General features: G+C 69.1%; 18 protein-coding genes and 1 riboswitch. Of the genes, 7 read left to right on the plus strand and 11 right to left on the minus strand.

The window, feature by feature from the left end; genetic code table 11:
* Nucleotides 1–443: 443 nt before the first annotated feature.
* The 4 genes from ACIBI5_RS53435 to ACIBI5_RS53450 form a co-directional block, all read right to left on the minus strand.
* Nucleotides 444–644, minus strand: a complete 201-nt coding sequence (locus ACIBI5_RS53435) for a cold-shock protein (RefSeq protein WP_106250594.1) — start codon at nt 642–644, stop codon at nt 444–446.
* Between the two features lie 231 nt (nt 645–875).
* Entirely contained in the window at nt 876–1,151 is a 276-nt protein-coding gene (locus ACIBI5_RS53440; protein ID WP_184976409.1) for a MoaD/ThiS family protein, read from the minus strand.
* A 15-nt stretch (nt 1,152–1,166) separates the two neighbouring features.
* A complete protein-coding gene (gene thrC / locus ACIBI5_RS53445) occupies nt 1,167–2,396 on the minus strand; it encodes a threonine synthase (protein ID WP_379626078.1) in 1,230 nt (409 codons plus the stop codon).
* Between the two features lie 13 nt (nt 2,397–2,409).
* A riboswitch (SAM riboswitch) is annotated at nt 2,410–2,549 on the minus strand.
* A gap of 79 nt (nt 2,550–2,628) precedes the next feature.
* Nucleotides 2,629–3,183: an RNA polymerase sigma factor gene (locus tag ACIBI5_RS53450; protein ID WP_184976413.1), complete on the minus strand. Its 555-nt coding sequence runs from the start codon at nt 3,181–3,183 to the stop codon at nt 2,629–2,631.
* Nucleotides 3,184–3,213: 30 nt separating this feature from the next.
* Between ACIBI5_RS53450 and ACIBI5_RS53455 the strand changes: the two genes are divergently transcribed.
* Entirely contained in the window at nt 3,214–4,632 is a 1,419-nt protein-coding gene (locus ACIBI5_RS53455) for a trehalose-6-phosphate synthase (protein WP_397259425.1), read from the plus strand.
* Nucleotides 4,633–4,640: 8 nt separating this feature from the next.
* On the plus strand, nt 4,641–5,798 hold the full coding sequence (locus tag ACIBI5_RS53460) for an MFS transporter (protein WP_397259427.1): 1,158 nt from the start codon (nt 4,641–4,643) through the stop codon (nt 5,796–5,798).
* Here ACIBI5_RS53460 and otsB read toward each other — a convergent pair.
* Both otsB and ACIBI5_RS53470 read right to left on the minus strand, forming a co-directional pair.
* Nucleotides 5,767–6,522, minus strand: coding sequence for a trehalose-phosphatase (gene otsB, locus ACIBI5_RS53465; protein ID WP_397259429.1), 756 nt, complete (start codon nt 6,520–6,522; stop codon nt 5,767–5,769). The genes ACIBI5_RS53460 and otsB overlap by 32 nt on opposite strands.
* A gap of 51 nt (nt 6,523–6,573) precedes the next feature.
* The gene (locus ACIBI5_RS53470; protein WP_379626086.1) at nt 6,574–6,876 is read right to left on the minus strand and encodes a DUF3263 domain-containing protein; all 303 of its coding nucleotides are present in this window, start codon (nt 6,874–6,876) and stop codon (nt 6,574–6,576) included.
* 117 nt (nt 6,877–6,993) lie between these two features.
* Here ACIBI5_RS53470 and ACIBI5_RS53475 point away from each other — a divergent pair, with 117 nt between their 5' ends.
* The 5 genes from ACIBI5_RS53475 to ACIBI5_RS53495 all read left to right on the plus strand — a co-directional run bounded on the left by ACIBI5_RS53475 (nt 6,994) and on the right by ACIBI5_RS53495 (nt 11,326).
* A complete protein-coding gene (locus ACIBI5_RS53475) occupies nt 6,994–7,806 on the plus strand; it encodes an S-adenosyl-l-methionine hydroxide adenosyltransferase family protein (protein WP_397259431.1) in 813 nt (270 codons plus the stop codon).
* Between the two features lie 112 nt (nt 7,807–7,918).
* Nucleotides 7,919–8,536: a hypothetical protein gene (locus ACIBI5_RS53480; RefSeq protein WP_397259433.1), complete on the plus strand. Its 618-nt coding sequence runs from the start codon at nt 7,919–7,921 to the stop codon at nt 8,534–8,536.
* Nucleotides 8,533–9,714 carry a S8 family serine peptidase gene (locus tag ACIBI5_RS53485; RefSeq protein WP_397259435.1) on the plus strand — a complete coding sequence of 394 codons (1,182 nt, stop codon included), beginning with the start codon at nt 8,533–8,535 and terminating at the stop codon, nt 9,712–9,714. Before ACIBI5_RS53480 ends, ACIBI5_RS53485 begins: the two co-directional genes overlap by 4 nt.
* A 26-nt stretch (nt 9,715–9,740) precedes the next feature.
* Nucleotides 9,741–10,145 carry a Zn-ribbon domain-containing OB-fold protein gene (locus ACIBI5_RS53490; protein ID WP_397259437.1) on the plus strand — a complete coding sequence of 135 codons (405 nt, stop codon included), beginning with the start codon at nt 9,741–9,743 and terminating at the stop codon, nt 10,143–10,145.
* The gene (locus ACIBI5_RS53495; RefSeq protein ID WP_397259439.1) at nt 10,142–11,326 is read left to right on the plus strand and encodes a lipid-transfer protein; all 1,185 of its coding nucleotides are present in this window, start codon (nt 10,142–10,144) and stop codon (nt 11,324–11,326) included. The genes ACIBI5_RS53490 and ACIBI5_RS53495 overlap by 4 nt, the downstream gene beginning before the upstream one ends.
* Before the next feature lie 35 nt (nt 11,327–11,361).
* Here ACIBI5_RS53495 and ACIBI5_RS53500 read toward each other — a convergent pair whose 3' ends face one another.
* The 5 genes from ACIBI5_RS53500 to ACIBI5_RS53520 form a co-directional block, all read right to left on the minus strand.
* Nucleotides 11,362–12,378 (minus strand): ABC transporter ATP-binding protein, encoded by a 1,017-nt coding sequence (locus ACIBI5_RS53500; protein ID WP_397259441.1) that lies wholly within the window; start codon nt 12,376–12,378, stop codon nt 11,362–11,364.
* A complete protein-coding gene (locus tag ACIBI5_RS53505; protein ID WP_397259443.1) occupies nt 12,362–13,399 on the minus strand; it encodes an ABC transporter ATP-binding protein in 1,038 nt (345 codons plus the stop codon). Before ACIBI5_RS53505 ends, ACIBI5_RS53500 begins: the two co-directional genes overlap by 17 nt.
* Before the next feature lie 9 nt (nt 13,400–13,408).
* Nucleotides 13,409–14,362, minus strand: a complete 954-nt coding sequence (locus tag ACIBI5_RS53510) for an ABC transporter permease (protein WP_397259445.1) — start codon at nt 14,360–14,362, stop codon at nt 13,409–13,411.
* Nucleotides 14,355–15,299 (minus strand): ABC transporter permease, encoded by a 945-nt coding sequence (locus ACIBI5_RS53515; RefSeq protein WP_397259447.1) that lies wholly within the window; start codon nt 15,297–15,299, stop codon nt 14,355–14,357. Before ACIBI5_RS53515 ends, ACIBI5_RS53510 begins: the two co-directional genes overlap by 8 nt.
* A 123-nt stretch (nt 15,300–15,422) precedes the next feature.
* The gene (locus tag ACIBI5_RS53520) at nt 15,423–17,063 is read right to left on the minus strand and encodes an ABC transporter substrate-binding protein (protein WP_397259449.1); all 1,641 of its coding nucleotides are present in this window, start codon (nt 17,061–17,063) and stop codon (nt 15,423–15,425) included.
* Between the last annotated feature and the right edge of the window lie 350 nt (nt 17,064–17,413).

Below are 17,413 nucleotides of genomic sequence, written 5' to 3' on the forward strand. Positions count from 1 at the left end.
AGCACGACATTGCGCCCCTTGGGACCAAGGGTCACCTTCACGGCGTCAGCGAGCTGGTTCATGCCGCGCTCGAGACCGCGCCGGGCGTCCTCGTCAAACGCGATCATCTTGGCTGCCATAAGGCTGGACCTCCCAGATGCAGGGTGGCTTCTCAAGGATCGAGCCGACGCCCGCGACGGCAGCGTGCCCGGCCCGGGGGCCGAACACTTGGGCCCGCATCTCCGTTCGGCAGGCCCCGATCGTCTCGATCCAGGTGTTGGCACTCACGTGGAGAGAGTGCCAACGAACTGTTTAGCACTCTACCCGGTCGAGTGCAAGCGAGAGCCACCTCGTCGCAGGTCAGGCCCGATCCCCTCGCGAGATCGGGCCTGTCCTGGTGAGACGAAAGGTGTTGGCAGAACCGCACGGACTGCGCTGCCGTGCGGGCTGCCTCGGTGCGTGGTTCAAACGGTGCGGACAGATTCCGCCTGCGGCCCCTTCTGGCCTTGTGTGATCTCGAACTCGACCCGCTGGCCTTGTTCGAGTGATCTGTAGCCGTCCATCATGATCGCTGAGTAATGGACGAATACATCCTTACCACCGTCTACCGCGATGAAACCGTAGCCCTTGTCCGCGTTGAACCACTTGACGGTGCCCTGCGCCACTTCCGACTCCTCTTACTGGGCTCTGGATCCCGCCCATTCCTCCGCGAGATCCGCGTTCGCCGCTTTTACCGAAAAACTGGCGGCGATCGCCCTCGACCATACCTGTGGCATGCCGTTGGGCAACAGAGTCAATCTGAAAACTGCCTATTTCATCCTTCGAAGAGTTGAATTTTCCAGAAATGGGAAGGGCACCTCCGAAGAGGTGCCCTAGTGCTAAGAGTGTGCGAAGCGTTAGCCTCCGGCTACCGCGGGGATGATGGAGATCTCGCTCCCCTCGGGGGCCGCGGTGTCGAGCCCCTCGGCGAATCGGACGTCCTCTTGCCCCACGTAAACGTTGACAAAACGCCGAATCTTGCCCGATTCATCGAGAATTCGGGCGCCGATCCCCGGGTAGTCACTGTCCAGCTTCTGAAGGACCTCGCGCAGCGTCGCACCCTCGCCACTGACCTCCGCGTTACCACCCGTGTAGGTGCGCAGAATGGTGGGAATCCGTACAGAAACGCTCATGCCTTAAACTTCCTTTCAGATGGCGCGGAACGCGTCGAGAGAGGGCCGGATGACAGCGGTGGGTTCGGCGATCGACGACACCGCGTCAAGGGTCTTGAGGCCGTCGCCGGTGTTCAGCACGACCGTTTCCGCCTCGGGATCCAGCGCGCCGTTTTCCACCAGCTTCTTGAGCACGCCCACGGTGACGCCGCCCGCGGTCTCCGCGAAGATGCCCTCCGTGGAGGCCAGGAGCTTGATGGCCGCGACGATCTCGGCGTCGGTGACGTCTTCCACCGCCCCTCCCGTACGGCGGGCGATGTCGAGCACGTACGGCCCGTCAGCCGGGTTCCCGATGGCCAGCGACTTGGCGATGGTGTCCGGCTTGACCGGCTGGACCACGTCGTGCCCGGCCTTGTACGCCGCCGACACCGGCGAGCAGCCGAGCGCCTGGGCCCCGAACACCTTGTAGGGCGTGTCCTCGACCAGCCCGAGCGCCACGAGCTCCTTGAAGCCCTTGTCGATCTTCGTGAGCTGGGAGCCGGAGGCGATCGGGATGACGATCTGCTCGGGCAGCCTCCACCCGAGCTGCTCGGCGATCTCGTAGGCCAGCGTCTTGGAGCCCTCGGCGTAGTACGGCCGCAGGTTCACGTTGACGAAGCCCCACTTGTCGCCCAGCGGGTCGCCGATGAGCTCGGAGCAGAAGCGGTTGACCTCGTCGTAGGTGCCCTCGATGCCGATCAGCCTGCCGCCGAACACCCGGGCCATGGCGATCTTGGCCTGCTCCAGGTCGGCGGGGATGAAGACGCACGCGTCGAGCCCGGCCCTGGCGGCGGCCGCGGTGACCGCGCCGGCCAGGTTGCCGGTGGAGGAGCAGGACAGGGTGTGGAAGCCGAAGTTGCGGGCCGCCTCGACGGCGATGGCCACCACACGGTCCTTGAAGGAGTGGGTGGGATTGCCGGAGTCGTCCTTGATGTGCAGCGACTTGATGCCGAGCGTCCGGCCGAGGTTGCCGGCCTTGACCAGCTTGGTCCAGCCGGGGTTCATGTTCTGCTTGGCCGCCACGTCCACGGGGACCGGCAGGAGCGCCTGGTAACGCCAGATGTTGGTCGGACCGGACTCGATCTGCGAGCGGGTCACCGTACCGAAGTCATAGGCCACTTCGAGTGGCCCGAAACACTCCAGACACGCGAAACTGGGGCCGAGGTCATAGCGGGTGCCGCACTCGCGGCAGGAGAGAGCTACAGCAGGACCGAAGTCGAGCGACATGAAGCGAGGCCTTCCCTCATCTTCGCCTGCGGCCACCTTGACCACAGACCGGAATTGGCACCTTGTCCCGGTCGGCCTCGCGGGTGCGAGTCACAATCCGGGAGGGTTGCCGGGGCTTCGCAGGGCCGGTCCCTCCACCCCTCTGGATGAGCAATATGTAGTTGTCGAAAGGGACTCTACCTGGTCAAGCGGATCGGTTGCCCACCCGTCTCGACCAGTGAGACAAACCGTCTCACCGATAGTCCTCCCCGAGCACGCCCTGCACGTACTTGCGCGCCTGGTGGATGCGGGATTTCGCGGTGCCGAGAGGGATGCCGAGCTGCTCGGCCACCTCGTTGTAGTCGAGCTGCACGATGTCGCGCAGCACGAGCGCCTGCGCCAGGTCGGGCTTGGACGCCTCCAGCGCCTCCATCGCGTCGAGCAGGTCCAGGCGCGAGCCCGCGATCACGCTCACCCGGGCCACGTCCGGCTTCTGCGTGGGCAATTCGTCGGAGCTCTGCTCGGCCGCCCGCCGCTTCAGCGACCGGTAGGTCGTGCGGGCGCAGTTGGCCGTCACGATGTGCAGCCACGTGCTGAACCGCGCCCTGCCCTCGAACCGGCCGATGTTGCGCGCGACGGCCAGCAGGGTGTCCTGGCAGGCCTCCTCCGCGTCCTGGTGATAGGGCAGGATTCGCGCGCAGTGGCGGAGTACGTGCGGCTCGATCCGCCGCAAGAGCTCGCCGAGTGCGCGATGATCTCCAGCGGCTGCGGAGCGGGCCAGTTCCTCGGTTAGCTCATCAAGCGCCATAGCGGGATCCTATGAGCGGAGGATAGTTAAATGAACAGCGTCCTGGTCGCCTCGAACCGCGGTCCTGTCTCCTTCACCGTCTCCGACGACGGTGAACTCACCATGAAACGCGGTGGCGGCGGACTGGTCTCCGGCCTTTCCGGCGTGGCGAAGGACGAGGGCGTGCTGTGGGTCTGCGCGGCCCTTTCCGACGGCGACCGCAGCGCCGTACGGCAGGCTCCCGGCGGCCGCCTCGACCAGGCCGGCTACGACACCGGGTCGCTGCGCATGCTGGACATCGCCCCCGCGACCTTCCACCGCGCCTACAACGCCGTGGCCAACTCCACGCTGTGGTTCGTCAACCACCTGCTCTACGACATCCCCAACTCCCCGCATTTCGGCACCAGGTTCCAGCGCGAGTGGGAGTCCTACCGCGACTACAACGGCGCCTTCGCGCTGGCGCTGGCCGAGGAGGCCGGGCACGGGGCGCGGGTGATGGTGCAGGACTACCACCTGACCCTCACCCCTGCCATGCTCCGCGCCGAGCGTCCCGACCTGCGCATCGCGCATTTCAGCCACACGCCCTGGGCCCCGCCGGAGTACTTCGCGCTGCTGCCCGACGAGGTGGCCCGTGAGGTCCTGGAAGGCATTCTGGGAGCCGATCACGCCGGGTTCCTCACCGAGCGGTGGGCGCGGGCGTTCACCGACTGCTGCGCGGCCCTGCTGGGCGCCCGGGTGGACGCGCGCGGCGTCACCCACGAGGGCCGCACGACGAGGGTCGGCGTGCACGCGCTCGGCGTCGACGGCGAGCAGTTGTGGCGGCGCGCCTGCGAGCCGGACGTGGAGTCGAACGTGGCGGCGCTGCGCGCGCAGACCGGCGACAGGAAGCTGATCGTCCGCATCGACCGCACCGAGCTGTCGAAGAACATCGTGCGCGGGCTGGTCGCCTACCGCGAGTTCCTGGCCGCCCACCCCGAGTGGCACGGCCGCGTGGTGCACCTGGCCTTCGCCTACCCGAGCCGCCACGACCTGCCCGAGTACCGCGAGTACACCGCGGCGGTGCAGCGCTGCGCCAAGGAGATCGAGGACGAGTACGCCACCGAGGACTGGGACCCGCTGATACTCAACGTCAACGACGACTACGCGCGCAGCCTCGCCGCCTACCGGATGGCCGACGTGCTGCTGGTCAACCCGATCCGCGACGGCATGAACCTGGTCGCCAAGGAGGGCCCGATCCTGTCGCCCCGCTGCGTCCTGGTGCTCTCCCGCGAGGCCGGCGCCGCCGCCGAACTGGGCGCCGACGCGCTCGTGGTCAACCCCTACGACGTCCTGGAGACCGCGCAGGCCCTGCACACCGCCCTGGTCATGCCCGAGGAGGAGCGTACGCGCAGGGCCGCCAGCCTGGCCGCGGCGGCCACCGCGCTGCCGCCCCAGAAGTGGCTTGCGGCGCAGCTCGATGCCCTGACTTAATGCCTCAAGTGACCACAGTCCGGATCCGTCTGACCCGTGATCTCCCGACCTGGCTCGTCTACCTCCAACTCGGCGCCTTCGCCACCTACCTGTACGGGCTGAGCGCCGTCCTGCCGCTGCTGCGCCAGGAACAGCAGGTCTCCAACGCGGTCGCCGCCCTGCACGGCACCGCGATGGCCGCGGGAACGCTCCTGGCCGGCGCCGCCCTGCCGTTCCTGGAGCGCGGGTACGGCCGGCGCGCCACGATCTGGGGCAGCCTGGCCGGCATGAACGCGGGCCTGGTTCCGGTCATGCTCACCCCCGCCCTGCCCGCCACCCTGCTGGGCTACGGCCTGGCCAGCCTGTTCGGCTCGGTGGCCCTCTACGCCATGATGGCCGCGCTCAGCGACCACCACGGCCCGGCGGGACCGGCGGCGATCAGCGAGGCCAACGCGGTCGCGATCCTGTTCGGCATCGCCATGACCTACGCGATCAGCGCCACCGCGCAGACCGCGCTCGGCTGGCGGGCGGCCCTGCTGATCACCCCCATCCTCACCGCCCTGATCGCCTTCACGCTCGGCCGCGTCCGCGTGGCCGGCCGCCCGCACGACGGCGCCGCCCGCGCGAGCCGGCCGCCGCCCGGCTGGCGCTTCTACGTGGCGGGCGGCGTGCTCTTCCTGGTGGTCGCGCTGGAGTTCTGCTTCAACCTGTGGGCGGTGCAGCTGTTCGCGTCGAACACCGGGATGGGCGTGGCGGCGGCCACGACCGGGCTGACCGCGTTCACGGCCGGCCTGGCCGTCGGCCGCTTCGCCGGGACGCCGCTGGCCCTGCGGATGGGACCGCCCGCGCTGCTCACCGGCGCCCTGCTGCTCACCGCGGCCGGCTGGCTGCTGTTCTGGTCGAGCACGCAGCCGCTGCTCGCCTACGCGGGGCTGGCGATCAGCGGGCTCGGCGTCTCGCTGCACTTCCCGCTCGCGTTGGCCGGCGTGCTCGCCTACGACCCGGTGCGGGCCACGGCCGTCTCACCGGTCTGCGCGGGGCTGGCGATGGCCGCGGGCCCGTTCGTGCTGGGGGCGCTGGCCGACGGCTTCGGGACGCGTACGGCCTTCCTCATGGTCCCGGTGCTGATCGCGCTGGCCGTCGCGGGCGTGCTGGTCAGCCGCGAACCGCGGCCGTCAGCTCCTTGAGCAGCGCCATGACGCCGTCGGGCCCGTCCACGACGATGTCGGCCCGCTCGGCCAGCTCGGTGACCTCGGCCGAACCACTGCACACGGTGACACCGGGCAACCCGGAAGCGCGTACCGCGTCGAAGGCGGCCAGATCGCCCAGGTCGTCGCCGACGAACATCACCGACCTGGCAGCGCGCTCGGCCAGGAACAACGAGAGCGCCTGGCCCTTGTCCATGCCGGGCGGGCGCAGCTCCAGCACGTACCGGCCGGGCTCGACCACCAGCCCGTTGCGCTCCGCCAGCGCCGCGAGCGGCCGGCGCAGCGCCTCGAAGGCCCCCTCGGGATCGGGACTGCGCCTCGTGTGTACGGCTACCGCCCGCCCCTTGTCCTCGACGGCCACTCCGGTCAGGCCCAGGGCGTCGAGCAGCATCGGCAGCTCGGCCTCGGCCCGCGGCACTCCGGCGGGCGGCGGCGGCGCGCTGACCCGGCCGTTCTCCCACCGCTCGAAGCCGTAGTGCCCGAGGATCACCAGGCCGGGCACGTCGGCCAGCCCGGGACCGAGTTCGAGGACGGTGGCAGGGGGGCGGCCGGTCAGGATGACGACGGCGGACACCCGCGCGCTGAGCCGGGCCAGGATGTCGGGAGCCGCCGGATGGATCCTCGCGGCGGCCGGATCGGGCACGATGGGCGACAGGGTGCCGTCGAAGTCGAGCCCGATCACCGCCCCTGACGGATCTTTCACGATCGCTTGGATTCCAGGGATGTTCCTCACGCGGCTGGGGTACCCCGCCACCTAGGGACGCATGCCGAGTCGCCGGGCCGCGCGCTCGCGCTGCCGCGTGGCCCGCAGCCGGCGCAGTCGTTTGACCAGCATCGGATCCTGCTCCAGCGCCTCGGGACGGTCGATGAGTTCACCGAGCAACTGGTAGTAACGCGTGGCCGAGAACCCGAAGGTCTCCTTGACGGCCTGCTCCTTCGCGCCGGCGTAGCGCCACCATTGGCGCTCGAAGGCGAGGAGCTGGAGGTCTCGTTCGGTGAGGGGCTGACGGTCGGGTTCCTGGGCAGCACTGTCACCGCTGACCGGTGCGGTGTCCATGGTCGTCCTCCTCGGAAGGGCGTACGGCGCTCACGCCATACGTACGCGGCCCGTGGCCATCGTAATGTGCCAAAGCCGGGTGTTCACCGCGGATCGGGAGACGTACAGTCACCAAGTGTGACCCCAGTCATAACGCTTCTCACCGATTACGGACTCGAAGACGGCTATGTGGCTGCCTGCCATGGCGTGATCGTCGGAATCGCGCCGCAGGCCCGCGTCATCGACGTGTGCCACCTGATCCCTTCGGGCGACGTACGGCGGGGCGCGGCGGTTCTCGCGCAGACCATCCCGTACATCCCGCCCGGCGTGCACATCGGCGCCGTGGACCCGGGAGCCGGCGGGGCCAGGCGCGCGGTGGCCGTGGCGGCGGGGGGACGGGTGTTCATCGGGCCGGACAACGGCCTGCTGTCCTGGGCGGTGCACGCCTGCGGCGGCGCCGAGTCCGCCTACGAGATCACCAACGACGCGCTCTTCCTGCACCCGGTCTCGCCGACCTTCCACGGCCGCGACGTGTACGCGCCGGTGGCCGGGCGGCTGTGCGTGGGCGGCAAGCCGTCCGACCTCGGTCCGGAGATCCCGCTGAACAGGCTCGTCTCGCTGCCGGAGCCGACGTCGGTGCTGCGCGAGGGTTCGGTGGAGGGCGAGGTGGTCTCCGTGGACCGCTACGGCAACACCCAGCTGTCGATCGCTGCGGGCGACCTGGCGACGCTCGGGGTCCGGGTGGGCGACACGCTGGGCGTGTGGATGGGGCGCAGGCAGCTGTCGATGCCGTATCGGGAGACGTACGCGGCGGTGTCGCCGGGGGAACTGGTGGCCTTCGCCGACTCGGCGGGGCTCATCGCCATCGCCGTGAACTCGGGCGATGCGGCCCAGCGCCTGGGGCTCCCGCCGGGCGCACATGTCCGTCTTTCCCCCGCTCCGGTGCGATAGGGACATTACCCCGCGTATCGGTCTGTTTACCGAAGCGTCGGATTGAACCATCACCTGCGTGCCAGAATGCACGGCAGTTCGAGCGCCTCCTCCCCCTTCCTTCGAGGCAGACGTGTTCCTGCTGTCCATCGCACTGTTGTCCCTCCTTCCCCACTGGGGCTCGGCCGAGCCCCCGGTGAGCGAGCGCTGGCACGCCTGGCCGGTGTCGAGGGTCTTCCCCGCCGCGCTCACCGGCGCGAGCCCGTCCGGCGCGCGGGTGACCTACCTGCTGGCCGGGGTCGCGCCCGAGGCGCCGTGCCGGGTCGCCCTCCAGGCCGCCGCAGCGGCCATGCTGCCGCGCTGCCTGACGACCCTGCGGGCCACCTACTCCGACAGCACGCAGACCTTCGTCGCCACCGTGGGCGTGGCCGTGCTCGACGGGGCGCCGTCCTGGCTGCCCGTCAGAGCGATCCACGCCGGCGCCGCGGGGCGTCCACCGAGCGTGCGGCCCGTGGCCTTTCCCGGCGGCGCGGCCGAGCGGTTCGGCGAGGCCCAGTACGTCACCGGCGCCGTGGCGGCCTCCGGCGGGCCGTACGTGGTCTTCACCGCCGCCGGGTACGCCGACGGCCGGCCGTACCAAGGCAGGCAGTACCAAGGCAGGCCGTACCAGCCGGCGGGCGGGACCGAGCCGCGCCTCGGCGCGGCGGCCGTGCAACTGGCGGAGGCCCTGCACAAGGCGCTCACCCGGTGATCCGCGCCGCGGCCGGGCTGCTGCCCGTCGGTCTCGTCACGCTGCTGATCGCGGGGCCGCCCGCGAGCGGCATGCGCGGCGTCGCCGCGAGCGGCGGCATGGCCGCCGTGGCCGCGAGACAGCAGCAGTGGCAACTCACCGCGTTACGCGTGCCCGAGGCGTGGAAGGTGAGCAGGGGCGAGGGAGTGCTGGTGGCCGTGCTCGACACGGGCGTGGACGCCCGCCACCCCGACCTGGCCGGAGCCGTCGTCGAGGGACCCGACCTGACCGGGCCCGTACCCGGACCGGCCAGAACGGGCCACCACGGCACCGCGATGGCCAGCCTCATCGCCGGGCGCGGCCACGGTGACGGGCGCGGCGTGGTGGGCGTCGCCCCGGCCGCGCGGGTGTTGTCGGTCCGGGTGACGCTGGAGAACGACGACCCGCTGCGCGGCGAGCAGCGCGCCACGGCGGGCGGCAGCGACGCGCTCGCCCAGGGCATCCGTTACGCCGTCGACCGGGGCGCGCGGGTCGTCAGCATGTCGCTGGGCGGCGGCAGCGGCTCGTGGGAGGGCTCGGCCGCCGAGGAGGAGGCGGTGCAGTACGCGATCTCCCGGGGGGCCGTGCTCGTCGCCTCCTCGGGCAACGACGGCGACGACGCCAACCGCAAGAACTTCCCCGCCGCCTACCCCGGGGTGATCGCCGTGGGCGCGGTGGACAAGCGGATGAAGGTGCCGCGCTTCTCCAACCGCCAGGACTACCTGTCGGTGGTCGCGCCGGGCACCGGGATCGTCAGCGCCGACGGTCCCGACGGGTACGTGGTCGGCGACGGGACCAGTTCGGCGGCGGCGATGGTGGCGGGGATCGCCGCGCTGGTCAGGGCGGAGTATCCGGGGCTGTCGCCGTACCACGTGCGCGTGGCCATCGAACGCGGCACCAGGAAGCGGCCGGCCGACGGGCACAGCCGCGCCTACGGTCACGGAGTGGCCGACGCGGCGCTCGCCCTGCGCGAGGCCGGGCGGCTGGCCCGTCCGGCCGCGTCCAGGATCGGGCAGGTGGGCGGCTATTTCGGCGGCGGCCCGCTGCCCTCGCAGCCGGGCTCGCGGCTGCCGGTGGTGGTGGCGATGATCGGGCTGACGGTCGCGATGTCGGCCAGGGTGGTCGTGCTGCACTTGCGGCGGCGGAGGCATTCTCCCTAGCAAGCGCTTGTGTGATACTCGTCGGTATGACCTTGGCGATCGACGGCTGGTTCACCATCGGCGACGACGGCACCCATCTTCTCGGCACCCGGTGCGCCGACTGCGGCACGGTCAGCTTCCCGCCGCAGCGGGGGTTCTGCCGCAATCCGCACTGCTCGGGCGAGACGCAGGAGGAGACCCGGCTGCCCCGTCAGGGCACCGTCTGGTCCTACACCAACGCCTGTTACGCGCCGCCGCCGCCGTTCGCGGCCGCCGAGCCGTACACGCCGGTGACGCTCGCCGCGGTCGAGCTCGCCGAGGCCGGGATCATCGTGCTCGGCCAGGTCAAGGGCCTGACCGTCGACGAACTGCGGGTCGGCATGGAGCTGCGGCTCACGCACGGCCCGCTCGCCGACGGCCCGCTGGTGTGGATGTGGGAGGCGGCCCGATGAGCGTCATGGTCATCGGAGCGGGCATGCACCCGTGGGGCAAATGGGGCAAACCCTTCATCGAGTACGGCGTCGCCGCCGCACGGGCCGCCTTGGCCGACGCCGGCGTGTCCTGGACCGACGTGCAGTACGTCGTCGGCGCCGACACCATCAGAAACGGCTATCCCGGCTTCATCGCCGGCGCCACCTTCGCCCAGGCGCTCGGCTGGAACGGAGCCAGGATCGCCTCCTGCTACGCCGCGTGCGCCTCGGGAGCGCAGGCCATCGACCTGGCCAGGACCAGAATTCTGGCGGGCCTGTGCGACGTGGCACTCGTCGTCGGCGCGGACTCGACGCCCAAGGGCTTCTTCAAACCGGTCGGCGGCGATCGCCCCGACGACCCCGACTGGCTGCGCTTCCGGCTCCTCGGCGCCACCAACCCCGCCTACTTCGCCCTCTACGCCCGCCGCCGCATGGCCCTGTACGGCTCGACCGCCGCCGACTTCGCCGCCGTGAAGGTCAAGAACGCCGCCTGCGGCGCGCTCAACCCCATGGCCCGCTACCGCAGGCCGGTCACGGAGCAGGAGGTGCTGGCCTCGCCGATGGTGGCCGACCCGCTGCGGCTCATGGACATCTGCGCCACCTCCGACGGGGGCGCCGCGGTGGTGCTGGCCTCGGCGGAGTTCGCCCGCCGCCACGGCATCTCCCGGCCGGTACGGCTGGCCGCCGTCTCGACCGTCACCCCGGCCTTCCCCAACACCACGCTGGAGCTGCCCGCCTTCGCCACCGACTCGGCGGCAGCCGTACCCCCGCCAGAACGCCCTTTCCGCGCCGCGATCGCCCACGCCGCCTACGAGGAGGCGGGCCTGGGGCCGGACGACCTGTCCTTCGCCGAGGTCTACGACCTGTCCACGGCACTGGAGCTGGACTGGATGGAGGACGTCGGCCTGTGCCCGCCCGGCGAGGCGGAGAAGCTCCTGCGGGCCGGCGACACCACGCTCGGCGGCCGGACCCCGGTGAACCCGTCCGGCGGGCTCGCCTCCTTCGGCGAGGCCATCCCGGCCCAGGCCATCGCCCAGGTGTGCGAGCTGACCTGGCAGCTGCGCGGCACCGCCGGCGCCCGTCAGGTCGGCGACGCCCGGGTCGGCCTGGCCGCCAACCAGGGCCTTTTCGGACACGGCTCGGCCGTCATCGCCACAACGTGAAAGGAGCCCTCCGCGGAGGGCTCCTTCCTGTCGTTCTAACCGATGTGCACCACGTCGTGCGTCTCGGCGAAATGGCACGCGCTCTCGTGCGCGGTGCCCGGCCGGATCTGCAGCAGCGGCTCTTCCTCCGCGCAGATCTCCTGCGCCTTCCAGCACCGGGTGCGGAAGCGGCAGCCCGACGGCGGGTTGGCCGGCGACGGCGGGTCACCCTGAAGGATGATCCGCTCGCGCAGCTCGCGCCCCTCCGGGTCCGGAACCGGAACCGCGGAGAGCAGAGCCTGCGTGTACGGATGCGCGGGCTTGTCGTAGACCTCCGTGTCCTTGCCGAGCTCCACCAGCTTGCCCAGATACATCACACCCACCCGGTCGGCGATGTGGCGCACCACCGACAGGTCGTGGGCGATGAAGATGTAGGCCAGGTTGAACTCGTTCTGCAGCCGCTCCAGCAGGTTGATGACCTGCGCCTGGATCGACACGTCCAGCGCCGAGACCGGCTCGTCGCAGACGATGATCTCCGGCTGCAGGGCCAGGCCGCGCGCGATGCCGATGCGCTGACGCTGACCGCCCGAGAACTGGTGCGGGTAGCGGTTGATGTGGTCGGGGTTGAGTCCGACCACCTCCAGCAGCTCCTGCACCTTCTTGCGCCGGTCGCCCCTCGGCGCGACCTCGGTGTGGATGTCGTACGGCTCGCCGATGATGTCACCGACGGTCATCCGGGGGTTCAGCGAGGTGTAGGGATCCTGCATCACCATCTGGATGTTGCGCCGCATGCGCTTGAGCTCGCCGCCGCGGGCGTGGGCGATCTCCCGGCCGCCGACCTTGACGGAGCCCGACGTCGGCCGCTCCAGCGCCATGAGCACCTTGGCCAGCGTCGACTTGCCGCAGCCCGACTCGCCCACGATGCCCAGAGTCTCGCCCCTGTGCAGGTCGAAGGAGACGCCGTCGACGGCCTTGATCGCGCCGATCTGCCTCTTGACCACGATGCCCTGGGTCAGCGGGAAGTGCTTGACCAGGTCGCGTACCTCAAGGATCGGCTCACTCGTGGGTGCCATCGAGGACCTCCCTCCAGTAGTGGCAGGCACTGCTGCGCGTACCGCTGATCCCGGACAGCACCGGGGCCTCGGTGACGCAGATGTCCTGGCGGTACGGGCAGCGGGGGTGGAAGGCGCAGCCGGTCGGCATGTCCAGCAGGTTCGGCGGCATGCCCTTGATGGCGTACAGCTCCTGGCCCTTCAGGTCGACCCTGGGGATCGACTCGAGCAGGCCCTTCGTGTACGGGTGGGCGGGTGTCTTGTAGATGTCGTGGACGGGGGCGTTCTCGACGATCCGCCCGCCGTACATGACCGCGATCTTGTCCGCGACGTCGGCGACCACGCCGAGGTCGTGGGTGATCAGGATCAGGCCCATGTTGCTCTCGCGCTGGAGCTCCGCGAGGAGCTCCATGATCTGGGCCTGGACGGTCACGTCGAGCGCGGTGGTCGGCTCGTCGGCGATCAGCACCTCCGGGTCCAGCGCGATCGACATGGCGATCATGATGCGCTGGCGCATGCCACCGGAGAACTGGTGCGGGTAGTCGTTGACGCGCTGCCTGGCGGCCGGGATGCGGACCCGGTCCATGAGCTCGACCGCCTTGGTCAGCGCCTCCTTCTTGCCCATGCCCCGGTGCACGCGGAACATCTCGCTGATCTGCCAGCCCACGGTGAAGACCGGGTTCAGCGAGGAGAGCGCGTCCTGGAAGACCATCGCGATGCGCTGGCCGCGCACCTGCGAGCGGGCGTCTTCCGAGAGCTTGAGCAGGTCGGTGCCGCGGAAGCGGATCTCGCCCTTGGGGATCACCGCGGGCGGCATGTCCAGGATGCCCATGATCGCCTGAGCGGTCACGGACTTGCCGGAGCCCGACTCGCCCAGCACGGCGAGGGTCTCGCCGGGGTTGAGCGAATACGTCACACCGTTGACGGCGTGCACGACGCCGGCCCGCGTGCGGAACTCCACGTGCAGGTTGTCGACAGCGAGCAGAGGCTCGTTGCCCAGCCCTCCCTCGGCGGGCAACACCTCTGGGGATGTCTTCTTCACAGGTCCCCCTTACCTGAGCTTCGGGTCGAGCGCGTCGCGTACGGCGTCGCCCAGCATGATGAACGCGAGCACCGTGATGCTCAGGAACACGGCCGGGAAGATCAGCGGCAGCGGCGCGTCCAGGAACCTGTTACGGGCGTCGGAGATCATCAGACCCCACGAGATGTCGGGCGAGGTCACACCGACGCCGAGGAACGACAGGGCCGCCTCGGCCGCGATGAACCCGCCGAGGTTGATCGTCGCGATGACGATGACCGGCGCGAGCGCGTTCGGCAGCAGGTGCCTCATCATGATCCGCATGTGGCCGGCGCCCAGGGCTCTGGCCGCGACCACGAAGTCCTGGCTCTTGGCCGTGATGACCGCGGCTCTCATGATCCGGTACGTCATCGGCCACCCCAGGACGGTCAGCGCGATGATGACCAGGGTGATGCTGCTCAACGGCCCGCCACGGAAGGTGGCCGCGATCAGCAGGGCGCCCAGGATGCTGGGGATGGCGAAGAAGATCTCGGTCAGTCGCGAGGCCAGCGTGTCGGTGACACCGCCGAAGTACCCGGCCGCGAGGCCGAACATGCCGCCGATGAGCGAGGTCGCCAGCGTCGTCGAGATGCCGATCAGCAGCGAGTTGGCGGCGCCGTAGATCGAGCGCGCGTAGACGTCGCAGCCCAGGTTGTCGCGGCCGAAGATATGGCCGCTGCTGGGCCCCTGACGGGCCGTGGCCAGCTCGCAGGTCCTCGGGTCGTTCGGGTCGATGGACGTGAACAACGACGGCCACAGCGCCATGACGACGAGGACCGCGATGAGGACCGCCGAGATGATGAAGATCGGACGGCGGCGGAGGTCGTGCCAGGCGTCGCTCCAGAGGCTGGCCGGCTTGCCCTCCTTCTTCTTGTGCCTGGCGGGCGGTGGAGACGTCGGCACCGTGTTCGGCACAAGGGGCGCCGCAGGCTGCTGGATGTCACTCATAGCGGATCCTCGGGTCGAGCACTGCGTACATCAAGTCGACGACCAGGTTGGCGACGATGTAGATCAGCACCAGAACTGTCACGATACCGACGACGACGGGTTGCTCACGCAGGTAGACGGATTGGAAGAGCTGGTTGCCGATGCCCGGGAGATTGAAGATCGTCTCCGTGATGACCGCGCCGCCCATGAGGTTGCCGAGGTCGGCGCCCAGATAGGTGACGAGGGGGATCAGCGCGTTGCGCAATCCGTGCCTGCCGATGACCCGCCGTCTGGACAGGCCCTTGGCGGTCGCCGTGCGGATGTAGTCCGCTCGGAGCGTCTCCACCAGGCTGGTCCGTGTCAATCGGGTGAGGTAGGCGATCGAGATGCCGGCCAGCACGAAGCCCGGGAGCAGATAGCTGCGGAAGCCGTTGCTGATGCCCGCGATGGGGAAGATGTCGATGCCGGTCCACTGTTTGACCTTCACGCCGAGCACCAGCTGCAGCACGAAGCCGGTGACCAGGGTGGGGACGGAGATCAGCAGAAGGGTCGAGGCCAGGATCATGGTGTCGGCGGCCCTGCCGCGGCGCAGCGCCGCCCACAGGCCGAGGCCGACGCCGATGATGGCCTCGAAGACCAGCGCGGTCAGCGCCAGGTTCAGCGTGACCTGGAACTTGCCGGCCATGAGCTGGGACACGGGGACGTCGGCGAAAGTGACGCCGAAGTCACCGCGGAAGATGACGCCGCTGATGTAGTACCAGTACTGCAGCAGCAGCGGATCGTTGAGGTGGTATCGCTCGCGAAGGATCGCGACGATCGTCGGGTCTGTCCTCTTCTCACCGGCCAGCGCTGCGACAGGGTCGCCGGGCAGCGCGAACACAATGGCGAAGATGAGCAGAGTGGCACCCAGTAGTACAGGTATCGCCTGGATCAGACGCCTGATGACATAACGGCCCATTTAAGCCTCCCGTACATGCCAAGAAGGCAATCACCTGGGGGTGGGATCTACCGGCCCAAGTGACCGCCTCCGTGGCTGGCCCTCAAGGGGCGGGCGACAGCGCGCCCGCCCCGGGGAACAACGTCAGGCCTTCTCGACCTGGGACCACTCGACCTGGTTAAGCAGGTTGATCTTGACGTTCTTGACCTTGGTGGAGTAGCCGGAGTTGTTCCGGTAGAAGTAGACCGGGATGTACGGCAGTTCCTTGTTCAGGATGTCATCGGCCTGCTGATAGAACTTCAGGCCTTCCTCCGGAGTCGCCGCCTGGTCGCCCTTGGCGAGCAGGTCGTCGAACTCCTTGCTGGTGTAGCCGCCGTAGTTCGAGCCCGTCTTGATGGCGCCGGTCCCGAAGATCGGGGTCAGGTAGTTCTCCGCGGACGGGTAGTCGATCGCCCAGCCCATACGGAACAGACCCGTGTACTTCTTCGCGTCCAGCTCGTCCAGGATGGCCTGGAACTTCTCGAACGGCTTCGGCGTCACCTCGATGCCGAGGTTGGCGCGAAGGTTGTTGGCGACGGCCTCGATCCACTCCTTGTGACCGCCGTCGGCGTTGTAGCCGAGCTCCAGCTTCGCCGGACCCTTGGCGGACGCGTAGAGCGTCTTGGCCTCGGCCGGGTTGTACGCGCAGGCCGCGCAGGCGCCCTGGCGGTAACCGTCGATGGCCGGGTTGATGAAGTCGTCGGCCGGGGCGCGGGTGCCGGAGAAGACCGTCTCGGCGATGGTCTTCCTGTCGATGGCCATCGAGATGGCCTTGCGCACGTCGGCGTTCTTGAAATCGGGGTTGTACTGCAGGGGGACGCCGATGTAGCCGATGCCGGCGTCAGGCTGGTCCTGGTAGCGCTCGCCCAGGGCGGTCTTGGCGGTGGCGATCGCGGACGGCGGCAGGGAGTCGTGGATGTCCAGGTTCTCGGCCTGCAGGTCGTTGAACGAGGTCTCCGCGCTGGTGTACAGCTTGAACTGCAGCTTGGTCCAGCCCTTGGGCTTGGGGCCCTTGTAGCCGTCGTAGACCGACATGTCGATCGTCTGGTCGGTGCCCTTCTTGTAGGGCTTGTCCAGCTTGAACAGGCCCTGGCCGATGGGCTTCTCGCCGTACTCCTGGGTCACCTTGCCGTCGGCGCCGAAGGCGGCCTTGGGCAGCGGGTAGAAGGCGGTGTAGCCGAGGAGCGTCTTGAACTGCGAGAACGGCGCGGCGAGGGTGACCTTCAGCGTCGTGTCGTCGATCGCCTCCAGACCCTTCATGCCCTTCGCGGTGACCTGCTTGCCCTCTCCGGGGTTGAGGTCGGCGAAGCCGTCGACACGGCCGAAGAAGTAACCGGCGGACTGCGCGTTGTCCTGGTTGGCGGCGTAGTTCCACGCGTCCACGTAGTTCTGCGCGATGACCGGCTCACCGTTGTGCCAGGTGTTGCCCGCCTTGAGCTTGATCGTCCAGACCTTCTGGTCATCGGAGGTGATCGACTCGGCGGCGGCCTCGACAGCCTTCTTGTTCTCGTCGTAGTTGACGAGCGGCTCGAACACGGCCGCGAGAGCCTCCGCACCCTCGGACTCGGTCGTGTTGGTCGGAACCAGGAGCTCCTGCGGCTCGCCCAGCTCCATGCGGACCGGCGTGTCGCTGCCGCCCGCGGCGGTGTTGCCGCCACCTTCCGTGGCACCGCCACCACACGCGGCAACCGCGAGGGCGAGCAGCGCGGTACCGGCGACGATCTGTGCGCCCTTAGTAACACGCATTGTGAGAACTTTCCTCCCTCTACCAGGTGGGCGTTAGCGCTGAGCTGCGTTGATCCAGAGCAGCCTGACGGGGGGTCCTTGTAATCCCCCGGGTTTGGCTGACATGGTCAAACCAGCCGACGCCCTGCCAGTCGATCGCGACTATCCCTCACTACTTGCCACCAGCGAGTCTCTGGCGCGTTGCAGTTCGGTCACACGTGCGCCTATCCAACGTCACAGACATTTCCCACAAGACGCGCAAAAAGCCACCAACCACGCGTAATAGGACACGTCAGGACGTGAACAGTTGAGTAAAAATACCCCTCCAGACGGTGTGCTGAGGCCATCTACTTGGGGCGTTGGCCGGAGAA

Source organism: Nonomuraea sp. NPDC050540 (assembly GCF_044457485.1).
Classification (GTDB): Bacteria; Actinomycetota; Actinomycetes; order Streptosporangiales; family Streptosporangiaceae; genus Nonomuraea.

Bases quoted from the DNA above. Each gene is read 5' to 3' on its own strand.
- thrC (WP_379626078.1), bottom strand. From the start codon at position 2,396: ATGTCGCTCGACTTCGGTCCTGCTGTAGCTCTCTCCTGCCGCGAGTGC.
- ACIBI5_RS53510 (WP_397259445.1), bottom strand. From the start codon at position 14,362: ATGAGTGACATCCAGCAGCCTGCGGCGCCCCTTGTGCCGAACACGGTG.
- ACIBI5_RS53520 (WP_397259449.1), bottom strand. From the start codon at position 17,063: ATGCGTGTTACTAAGGGCGCACAGATCGTCGCCGGTACCGCGCTGCTC.
- ACIBI5_RS53515 (WP_397259447.1), bottom strand. From the start codon at position 15,299: ATGGGCCGTTATGTCATCAGGCGTCTGATCCAGGCGATACCTGTACTA.
- ACIBI5_RS53500 (WP_397259441.1), bottom strand. From the start codon at position 12,378: ATGGCACCCACGAGTGAGCCGATCCTTGAGGTACGCGACCTGGTCAAG.
- ACIBI5_RS53490 (WP_397259437.1), top strand. From the start codon at position 9,741: ATGACCTTGGCGATCGACGGCTGGTTCACCATCGGCGACGACGGCACC.
- ACIBI5_RS53470 (WP_379626086.1), bottom strand. From the start codon at position 6,876: ATGGACACCGCACCGGTCAGCGGTGACAGTGCTGCCCAGGAACCCGAC.
- ACIBI5_RS53455 (WP_397259425.1), top strand. From the start codon at position 3,214: ATGAACAGCGTCCTGGTCGCCTCGAACCGCGGTCCTGTCTCCTTCACC.
- ACIBI5_RS53495 (WP_397259439.1), top strand. From the start codon at position 10,142: ATGAGCGTCATGGTCATCGGAGCGGGCATGCACCCGTGGGGCAAATGG.
- ACIBI5_RS53450 (WP_184976413.1), bottom strand. From the start codon at position 3,183: ATGGCGCTTGATGAGCTAACCGAGGAACTGGCCCGCTCCGCAGCCGCT.
- ACIBI5_RS53440 (WP_184976409.1), bottom strand. From the start codon at position 1,151: ATGAGCGTTTCTGTACGGATTCCCACCATTCTGCGCACCTACACGGGT.